8 protein-coding genes and 1 pseudogene are annotated in these 9255 nt (G+C 61.2%); 4 read left to right on the top strand and 5 right to left on the bottom strand.

Translation table 11 applies throughout. From position 1 onward, the window contains the following. A pseudogene (locus tag F8N12_RS23950) lies at nt 1–156 on the top strand (AAA family ATPase); the annotation flags it as partial. Further along, the gene (locus F8N12_RS23945) at nt 153–1484 is read left to right on the top strand and encodes a DUF58 domain-containing protein (RefSeq protein ID WP_150582581.1); all 1332 of its coding nucleotides are present in this window, start codon (nt 153–155) and stop codon (nt 1482–1484) included. The pseudogene F8N12_RS23950 and the gene F8N12_RS23945, both read left to right, overlap by 4 nt. A 20-nt stretch (nt 1485–1504) precedes the next feature. On the opposite strand, the gene F8N12_RS23940 is transcribed toward F8N12_RS23945, so the two are convergent. Then, nucleotides 1505–1864, bottom strand: coding sequence for a PilZ domain-containing protein (locus tag F8N12_RS23940; RefSeq protein WP_150582580.1), 360 nt, complete (start codon nt 1862–1864; stop codon nt 1505–1507). Nucleotides 1865–2095: 231 nt separating this feature from the next. Continuing rightward, entirely contained in the window at nt 2096–2473 is a 378-nt protein-coding gene (locus tag F8N12_RS23935) for a tetratricopeptide repeat protein (protein ID WP_150582579.1), read from the bottom strand. A gap of 171 nt (nt 2474–2644) precedes the next feature. On the opposite strand from F8N12_RS23935, the gene pyk reads away from it, so the two are divergent. Further along, nucleotides 2645–4096, top strand: a complete 1452-nt coding sequence (pyk, locus tag F8N12_RS23930) for a pyruvate kinase (RefSeq protein WP_150582578.1) — start codon at nt 2645–2647, stop codon at nt 4094–4096. A 214-nt stretch (nt 4097–4310) separates the two neighbouring features. Here pyk and F8N12_RS23925 read toward each other — a convergent pair whose 3' ends face one another. From F8N12_RS23925 to F8N12_RS23915, 3 genes are read right to left on the bottom strand one after another with little or no spacing between them, the layout of a single operon-like run. Then, entirely contained in the window at nt 4311–5060 is a 750-nt protein-coding gene (locus tag F8N12_RS23925) for an enoyl-CoA hydratase-related protein (protein WP_150582577.1), read from the bottom strand. A gap of 33 nt (nt 5061–5093) precedes the next feature. Then, a complete protein-coding gene (locus tag F8N12_RS23920; RefSeq protein ID WP_150582576.1) occupies nt 5094–6029 on the bottom strand; it encodes an iron-sulfur-binding ferredoxin reductase in 936 nt (311 codons plus the stop codon). Then, nucleotides 6022–7128: a GGDEF domain-containing protein gene (locus tag F8N12_RS23915; protein WP_150582575.1), complete on the bottom strand. Its 1107-nt coding sequence runs from the start codon at nt 7126–7128 to the stop codon at nt 6022–6024. The genes F8N12_RS23920 and F8N12_RS23915 overlap by 8 nt, the downstream gene beginning before the upstream one ends. 518 nt (nt 7129–7646) lie before the next feature. Between F8N12_RS23915 and F8N12_RS23910 the strand changes: the two genes are divergently transcribed. After that, the gene (locus F8N12_RS23910; protein WP_150582574.1) at nt 7647–9170 is read left to right on the top strand and encodes a fumarate hydratase; all 1524 of its coding nucleotides are present in this window, start codon (nt 7647–7649) and stop codon (nt 9168–9170) included. Nucleotides 9171–9255: the final 85 nt, after the last annotated feature.

Here is a 9255-nt window from a genome sequence, read left to right as displayed (position 1 = left end):
GGCGGCGAATTCGTGATTCCCGATGACATCAAAGGCTGCGCGCTGGCCGTGTTGCGCCACCGTGTGCGTATCTCACCGGAGCTTGATATCGAAGGGCTGGAAGTGGATCAGGTATTGCGTCAAATGCTCGATCAAGTTCCGGCGCCGCGTCTGTGAAACCTTCGCGGCTGCTGCTGGGCTGGCTCGTGGTCCTGCTGGCCATCAGCATCGGACTGGGCGCTTCAAGGGCACTGGGCATCGCCATTCCCTCAAGCCTGTTATCGATCAATTGGGGTTTGCTGCTGGCAATCGTTATCCTGGCGATCGTCGATGCCGTTCGCCTCCAACGGCTGCCCTCCCCCAAGGCAGCGCGACAAATGCCTGGCAGTCTCGCCCTGGGTCGCTGGAGTGAGGTGCGACTGCACGTTGAACATGACTTGCGTCAGCCGCTGAATATCCAGATTTACGATCACGTACCCGATGGTCTGAGTTTCGAGAATCTGCCTTTGACCGTCGAGCTTCAACCGGGGCAACGCAGTGAGATCGGCTACCGGCTGCGCCCGCTCAAACGCGGTCACTTCACCTTCGAACGTTGCGAGATCAGTCTGCCCAGCCCAATGGGGCTCTGGTCCGGAAAACGGTTGCTGAGTGTGACCGACGACACCCGGGTGTACCCTGATTTCGCCCGGCTCTACGGGGGGCAATTGCTGGCCGTGGATAACTGGCTCAGCCAGCTCGGCGTGCGGCAAAATCAGCGGCGCGGTCAGGGCCTCGAGTTTCATCAGCTACGGGAATTTCGCGAAGGCGACAGCCTGCGCCAGATCGACTGGAAAGCCACCGCCCGCCAGCGCACACCGATTGCGCGGGAGTACCAGGATGAGCGTGACCAGCAGATCATTTTCCTGTTGGACTGCGGCCGACGCATGCGCAGCCAGGACGGCGAACTGGCGCATTTCGACCATGCGCTGAACGCCTGTCTGCTGCTCAGTTACGTCGCGCTGCGTCAGGGAGATGCAGTCGGCTTCAGCACGTTCGCGGCAGAGCAGCAACGTTATCTGGGACCGGTCAAAGGCATGGGCCAGTTGAACGTGTTGCTCAACACGGTTTATGACCTGAACAGCTCTCGACACAGCGCCGACTATTCGTCCGCCGCCACGCAACTGCTCGCCCGGCAAAAACGTCGGGCCCTGGTGGTGATGGTCACCAATCTGCGCGATGAGGACGATGACGAACTTCTGGCCGCTGTGAAAAGACTCAGCGTGCACCATTTCGTGCTGGTAGCCAGCCTGCGCGAAGACGTGCTGGACAGTGCGCGCCAGCAAGCCGTGCAAACCTTGTCCGACGCGCTGACTTATTGCGGGACGGTGGATTATCTGAATGCCAGATCTGAACTTCACGAACGCTTGAGCGCCCATGGCGTGCAGGTGCTGGATGCGCTGCCCAACCAACTGGGCGCGCAGCTGGTGACGCGATACCTGAGCTGGAAGCGCGCAGGTCTGATGTGACGCGCGCGAATCGGTGTCACTTACGCAGACGCCGGCAACGGCTGAAAACTGAAATAGCGCCTCAATGCCTCGACCAACTGCCCATATTCCGGCGGTGCCCATTGCAGGCTGAATCCGGCGTCGTAATGGTGGGGAGTCGCGTCCTCGTGGCACCACAGACAGCTGGCCCTCAGGTCAATGACCTGCTGGCAGCCATCGGTACCGGGAACCTTCAGGCGCAATGCGAACTCAACGCCGATCATCATGGGTAACTGGCTGATCAACAGCAGCCCGTCTGCGGAGACGTTGCCCAGAAAGCCGATGGGTTTGTCGTTGACACCGTTGAACACTTTCAAAAAATACGGCAGTTGATGCCGCTCGATCCGGCGGTCGATGAACATGGTGATTTCGCCACGCAAAGCCCTTGCACAGGGGCGCACTAATTGCTTCGGAACGGGCCTTCTCGTCAAGTCGACACGCTCTCCCCGATCCCGGTGCAACAGTCCGTGACGCCGCTGCCGCCTACCCTTGCCGATCACAGGTGTTACGTCGTTCGAGAGCCCTGGCTCTGAATCGACTCTATGACTATAGCTGACCGCCGTCGCACGGCCAGCCATGGCTTACGAGTGCAATCACAAGCGCGTCGGGCGAACGACAGCGGTGGTGCTGCGCAAAGGGTAATGGCCCAACGACTGCAAGGTTTCCAGGCGGGCGCGGGCACGGAAGGCGTATTCGCTTTGCGGGTAGGACGCCAGGATGAATTGATAGGTTTGCGCGGCATCGACAAACAGCTTCTGACGCTCGAGGCACAAGCCTCGCAGCATTGACACTTCCGGCCACACGTAGGGCCGCGCGCGGCTGGCGCGTTCGACTTTCGACAACTCGAGGGTGACCTGCTCGCAATTGCCCCGTTCGTAGGCGCTGTAGGCATTATTCAAATGATGGTTCATCGACCAACGGGTGCAACCCAGAACACTGAGGGCAAGCACGGTTATGAGCAAAATTCGCATGACGGTTCTCCTGTCTTGAGCTCTGTATCGACCCGCTGGCGAAAATCTTCAGCAATGTTCTTTGCCACAGGCGAATCAAAAAGTTCTGCACAAAAAGTAGTGCACACGAACAATGACTACACCTCGAGACCATAGTAGCCTCACTCAGCGCTTGAACTCAGGAGTCTTTGCATGTCCGTCCGTCGTACCAAAATCGTCGCTACCCTTGGCCCGGCCAGTAACTCGCCGGAAGTTCTCGAACAGCTGATTCTGGCTGGCCTGGACGTCGCCCGCCTGAATTTTTCCCACGGCACTCCCAACGAGCACAAGGCTCGCGCGAAGCTGGTGCGGGATCTCGCCGCCAAGCACGGTCGCTTCGTCGCCCTGCTGGGTGACCTGCAAGGTCCGAAAATCCGTATTGCCAAATTCGCCAACAAGAAGATCGAGCTGAAGATTGGCGATCACTTCACCTTCTCCACCAGCCATCCTCTGACCGAAGGCAATCAGCAAGTGGTCGGCATCGACTACCCCGATCTGGTCAAGGATTGCGGCGTCGGCGACGAACTGCTGCTCGACGACGGTCGCGTGGTGATGCGGGTCGATTCCGCCACCGCCACCGAGCTGCATTGCACCGTGACCATCGGCGGCCCACTGTCGGATCACAAAGGCATCAATCGTCGCGGCGGTGGCCTGACTGCTCCTGCCCTGACCGAGAAAGACAAGGCCGACATCAAGCTCGCTGCAGAGATGGAAGTCGACTACCTCGCGGTGTCCTTTCCTCGCGACGCCGCCGACATGGAATACGCGCGCAAGCTGCGTGACGAGGCTGGCGGTACTGCCTGGCTGGTGGCGAAGATCGAACGCGCCGAAGCCGTGGCCGACGACGAAACCCTCGACGGTCTGATCAAGGCTTCCGATGCAGTGATGGTCGCCCGTGGTGACCTCGGGGTGGAAATCGGCGACGCCGAGCTGGTGGGTATACAGAAGAAAATCATTCTGCACGCGCGTCGCCACAATAAGGCAGTAATCGTCGCGACCCAGATGATGGAGTCGATGATCCAGAACCCGATGCCGACCCGCGCCGAAGTGTCCGACGTGGCCAACGCCGTGCTCGACTACACCGACGCCGTGATGCTTTCGGCCGAGAGCGCCGCCGGTCTGTACCCGCTGGAAGCGGTACAAGCCATGGCGCGCATCTGCGTTGGCGCGGAAAAGCACCCGACCGGCAAGACCTCCAGCCATCGCATCGGCAAGGAATTTACCCGCTGCGACGAAAGCATCGCGCTGGCAACCATGTATACCGCCAACCACTTCCCGGGCGTGAAGGCAATTATCGCTCTGACCGAAAGTGGCTACACCCCGCTGATCATGTCGCGCATCCGCTCCTCGGTGCCGATCTACGCCTTCTCGCCGCACCGCGAGACGCAGGCACGCGCTGCGATGTTCCGTGGCGTGTACACGGTTCCATTCGATCCCGCGTCGCTTGAGCCGCACGAAGTCAGCCAGAAGGCGATCGACGAACTGGTCAAGCGCGGCGTTGTCGAGAAAGGTGACTGGGTCATCCTGACCAAGGGCGACAGCTACCACACCACCGGCGGCACAAACGGAATGAAGATCCTGCATGTGGGCGACCCCCAGGTCTGAGTGACAGGTTGTTGAACGACACGAGCCCCGCCATGTAAATGGCGGGGCTTGTGCTTTTCAGAGCAGTTGGGGTGCCCGTACTGACGACTTCGCGGGCAAATCGGAATGTCGCACCATTCGCTCGAGGGATTGGGCAGGGCCACACAACGCGTTGCGGCATAAAACCTGTGGGGGCGAGGCTTGCCCGCGAAGAGCCCGCAAGGTCAGGGTACAATCAATGCCGGTTGATAAAGCCCGATAACGCCGCAACCGCTTCCGGCGAACGCAGCCGTTGGGTGAACAATGCGCCCTCTTCTTCTATCACCCGGCGCAACTGCTCACGGTCCGGGGCCTTCATCAGTTGCTTGCTCGTGCGTACCGCTTCGGGTGGCAGCGATTCGAATCGCAGCGCCATCTCCCGCGCCTTGGCCAAAGCCGCCTCGCCGCTGGCCAGTGCCTCGGTGGCAATGCCCCAGGCTGCCGCTTGTTCGCCACTGAACCCTTCGCCTAGCAGTAACAATTGCGACGCCCTCGCGTGGCCGAGCAAGCGCGGCAGGAGAAGGCTGGAGCCGAATTCCGGGCAAAGTCCGAGATTGACGAACGGCATTCGCAAGCGCGCATCGCGGCTCACATACACCAGGTCGCAATGCAGCAGCAGCGTTGTACCGATTCCGACCGCGGCACCCGCCACAGCGGCGATCACCGGTTTACTGCACTCGAGCAGGTTGAGCATGAAATGAAATACCGGACTGTCGAGGCTGCTCGGCGGTTGTTCGAGGAAGTCGGCGATGTCGTTACCGGCGGTAAAGCATTCGCTGGAGCCGCTGATCAATACGGCGTTGATTTCAGCGTCGGCGTCGGCCTGCTCGAGGGCTAGCGCCAGTCGGCTGTACATGGCGCCGGTCAGGGCGTTTTTCTTGTCAGGACGGTTCAGACGCAGGATCAGCACGCCCCGTTCGCGTTCAATCTGGATGGCATCGGTCATGGTCGGTCAGTCTCGCGTCTGAATCATCAGCACTCAGCTGCGCAGCAAGAACACGTCGGCCAGCAGCTGATTGCGCGGCAATCCTGCCAGATAGAGCCGTCGGGCGAAGGCCTCGACACTGGCGGGTGACCCGCAGAGTAAGGCCTGGGTTTGCCGGGAAACAAGCCGCAGTTGCGCCAAAGCCTCGGGCAAGCCGGTCGGTGTCCACAGCTCGACACTCAGGTTGGGGCGGCTGGCAGCCATGGCTTGCAGGGGTTTAGCCAGGTAATGCTCATCGGCATCATTGGCGAGGTGAATGACGCGGATGTCACCTTGATGATCCTGCCGCAGCGCTTCGCGTAACACGCCAAACAACGGCGCCAGCCCGGTGCCGGCAGCCATCAGCCACAGCGGTCGGTTTTGCCAGTCGCCATCGTAATGCAACGCGCCGCCGCGCAACTCACCCAGCCGCAGCGGATCGCCGATCCTGAGCTGGCGGGCGGCATCGCTGAATTCCCCGGCATGCCGACATTCGAGATGAAATTCCAGGAACCGGTCTTCTTCCGGCAGGCTCGCGAGAGAATAAGGACGCGCCACATGGCCTGCCCAAAGCACCAGATGCTGGCCAGCGCTGTAACGAAGCGGCCGCTGCGGTTTGACGCGCAGGCGCAACACGTTGGCGCTGAGCCAGTCGACGGCTGCCACTTCGGCCGGGCGACCGTCCTGTTGCGGATCGAAAGTGTGCACCTGCAAGTCTTCGACTACCTGACACTGGCATGCCAGCCGCCAGCCTTGCGCCCGTTGCTCTGCGCTCAAAGCATCCGGCCGATTGTCACCAGGCAACCCTCGCACACACTGCACCAGACACGCATGACAACTGCCGGCGCGACAGCTGTAAGGCACCGGCACACCATTGCGATTCAAGACATCCAGCAGGTTGCTGCCGGCCGCCACCGACCATTGGCGCTCGCCGACGCGTACCTCAGGCATCGACGTTTTCCCACGCCGCGGCACACCGATTGCGGCCGTCGCGTTTGGCCCGATAGAGCGCCTGGTCGGCTCGCTGCAGCGCGTCGTCGAGGTCGTCGCCCAGTTCCAGCAGGGTCATGCCGGCGGACAAACTGAGGTGAGCGACATCCAGACCGATCAGCTCGACATCGGTGAACGCAATGCGCAGGCGTTCGCAGCAGGCGGTCAGGCGTTCCGGATCACAATCGGGCAACAACAGGACAAACTCCTCGCCGCCGTAGCGGGCCAGCACATCGCCCTCGCGCAGACACGCCGTGGCAACAGCGGCGAAGGCCTGCAGCACCTGATCGCCGGCCGCATGTCCATGCACGTCGTTGATGCGTTTGAAGTGGTCAAGGTCGATCAGCGCCAGGCCGTGGACCACGCCGGCCTCCATGGCATTGAGTTCGCGCGAGGCCAGGCGCAGGAAATGCCGGCGATTGAACAGCCCGGTCAGTTCGTCCGTGGCGACCAAGTCTTCCAGCTGGCGCATCATGCCGCGCAAGGTGTCCTGATGCGCCTGCAAAGCGAAGCGGCGCTGGCGCATGCGTTGCCGCGAGGCCTGGACATAACGGGCATAAAGTTCCAGCCAGATCAGCACGATCAGCAGCACGCACACCTGCAGCGCAGACAGCGCCGGGTCGGCCAGCTCGAAGTGGTAGCCCTCCCACAGGGTGATCGCGCAAAAACTGAAAAAAACCAGCAACGCGCATCGCACAAATGCGCGGCGGGACAGGTGAAACAGCCCGAACAGCAGAATAAGCAGGTAGAACACCAGGAACGCGCCGCGAGCCTCGTCGAGGTTGGCGATCAGCCAGGTTTGCCAGCCCAGCCCCAGCAATACCTGGGGCTCGGTCAGGCTGGGGTCAGGGAAACGCAGGTTCCAGCCGCTGTAAAAAAGCGCGAAGAGCGTCGCCTGGCTGATGACCACCAGGGCGCTGCCGACGGCCACACTGGCCAACGGCTCATCATAATGGCCTGTAAAAAACGCCAGCCACAGCAGCAGCAAGGCCAGAGCGTAGGTGCCGGCTGCGAGGGCGAAGCGTTTGAGCAAAAGGCGTTGAATGGCGTTATGGGTCAATCGTTGACTCACCGTGCAAAAGAAGGCTGACAGAGCGTCCTGTTCTACAGACCGACTGCCACTTTAGTGGTCAGTCAGGCAAATGACCATTGAATTTTTGGGGAGAAAAACTGGCGTCAAAGGGATGACCCGACCAACCGTTGACGGCGCCTGCAACTTTTGCAGGACCCGGCTGGCCGGCGATAGCGGTTTGCCAGTTTCCATTAGGCTGGCTGCCACACCGCTGTCGCCAGCCAGCCGGCGCCTACCGGTGAGCGCGCCCGCGCAGGTTATCTGCACCGCCACCCATGCGACCAACGATTGACTGCCGGCGCGTGTTTACGCTGGCGACCCGCGCTATACTGCCGCGCCTTTTTAGCGGCGCGCCGGCATGCCCGGCGCGCCAGAGGAGCAGCTCCAGGTTTCAAGCTTCCAGCGGCAGCTGGAGCAGTCCCCGTACTGCTCTGGACTTGCCACTTGAAGCTTGGAACTCGAAGCTGCTCTTTAGAATGTTCCCGTCTTTTAGAGGAGCGCGACTGATGACCGTGATCAAGCAAGATGACCTGATACAGAGCGTTGCCGACGCCTTGCAGTTCATTTCCTATTACCACCCCGTTGATTTCATTCAGGCGATGCACGAAGCCTACCTGCGCGAAGAATCGCCGGCAGCGCGTGACTCGATGGCGCAGATTCTGATCAACTCGCGCATGTGCGCCACCGGCCACCGTCCGATCTGCCAGGACACCGGCATCGTCACCGTGTTCGTCCGTGTAGGCATGGACGTGCGTTGGGATGGCGCCACCATGAGCCTGGACGACATGATCAACCAAGGCGTGCGCCAGGCTTATAACCTGCCGGAAAACGTCCTGCGTGCGTCGATCCTCGCCGACCCGGCGGGCGCTCGCAAAAACACCAAGGACAACACCCCGGCCGTGATCCACTACTCCATCGTTCCGGGTAACACCGTGGAAGTGGACGTGGCAGCCAAGGGCGGCGGTTCCGAGAACAAATCGAAGATGGCCATGCTTAACCCGTCCGACTCGATCGTCGACTGGGTTCTGAAAACCGTTCCGACCATGGGCGCCGGCTGGTGCCCACCGGGCATGCTCGGCATCGGCATCGGCGGCACCGCCGAGAAAGCGGCGGTGATGGCCAAGGAAGTGTTGATGGAATCCATCGACATCCACGAGCTGAAAAAGCGCGGCCCGTCCAACCGTATCGAAGAGATGCGTCTGGAGCTGTTCGAGAAGGTCAACCAACTGGGCATCGGCGCCCAGGGCCTCGGTGGCCTGACCACCGTGCTTGACGTGAAGATCATGGATTACCCGACCCACGCCGCTTCGCTGCCGGTGTGCATGATCCCCAACTGCGCCGCGACCCGCCACGCGCACTTTGTGCTCGATGGCTCCGGCCCGGCCTCGCTGGAAGCGCCACCGCTGGATGCCTATCCGGAAATCGTCTGGGAAGCCGGCCCGTCGGCCCGTCGCGTCAACCTCGACACCCTGACTCCGGAAGACGTGCAAAGCTGGAAGCCGGGCGAAACCGTGCTGCTCAACGGCAAAATGCTCACCGGTCGCGACGCTGCGCACAAGCGCATGGTCGAGATGCTCAACAAGGGCGAAACCTTGCCGGTAGACCTCAAGGGCCGCTTCATCTATTACGTCGGTCCGGTTGATCCGGTGCGCGAAGAAGTTGTCGGCCCGGCGGGCCCGACCACGGCGACACGGATGGACAAGTTCACCCGTCAGATCCTCGAGCAAACCGGCCTGTTGGGCATGATCGGCAAATCCGAGCGCGGCCCGACCGCCATCGAAGCGATCAAGGACCACAAGGCGGTTTACTTGATGGCAGTCGGCGGCGCGGCTTACCTGGTGGCCCAGGCCATCAAGAAATCCCGCGTAGTTGCTTTTGCCGAATTGGGCATGGAAGCGATCTACGAGTTCGACGTGAAAGACATGCCGGTGACCGTTGCAGTCGATAGCAATGGCGAGTCGGTGCACATCACCGGCCCTGCGATCTGGCAGCAGAAGATCAGTGAAAGCCTGGCAGTTGAAGTGCAATAAGCGTTTCTGACTGGACAAGCGAAAGGTGACAGGGGCTGATCCTCCTGTCGCCTTTTTTATTGCCCATGGTATGGTGCGGCCCTCC

Source organism: Pseudomonas fluorescens, assembly GCF_902497625.1.
GTDB lineage: Bacteria > Pseudomonadota > Gammaproteobacteria > Pseudomonadales > Pseudomonadaceae > Aquipseudomonas > Aquipseudomonas fluorescens_BQ.
Note: the sequence above shows the minus strand (reverse complement) of the source record. Positions and strands in the feature narration are given on the sequence as shown.

Excerpts from the sequence above, each read along its gene's own strand:
- F8N12_RS23935 (WP_150582579.1), bottom strand. The coding sequence starts at position 2,473 with ATGCGAATTTTGCTCATAACCGTGCTTGCCCTCAGTGTTCTGGGTTGC.
- F8N12_RS23920 (WP_150582576.1), bottom strand. The coding sequence starts at position 6,029 with ATGCCTGAGGTACGCGTCGGCGAGCGCCAATGGTCGGTGGCGGCCGGC.
- F8N12_RS23925 (WP_150582577.1), bottom strand. The coding sequence starts at position 5,060 with ATGACCGATGCCATCCAGATTGAACGCGAACGGGGCGTGCTGATCCTG.
- F8N12_RS23910 (WP_150582574.1), top strand. The coding sequence starts at position 7,647 with ATGACCGTGATCAAGCAAGATGACCTGATACAGAGCGTTGCCGACGCC.
- pyk (WP_150582578.1), top strand. The coding sequence starts at position 2,645 with ATGTCCGTCCGTCGTACCAAAATCGTCGCTACCCTTGGCCCGGCCAGT.
- F8N12_RS23940 (WP_150582580.1), bottom strand. The coding sequence starts at position 1,864 with ATGTTCATCGACCGCCGGATCGAGCGGCATCAACTGCCGTATTTTTTG.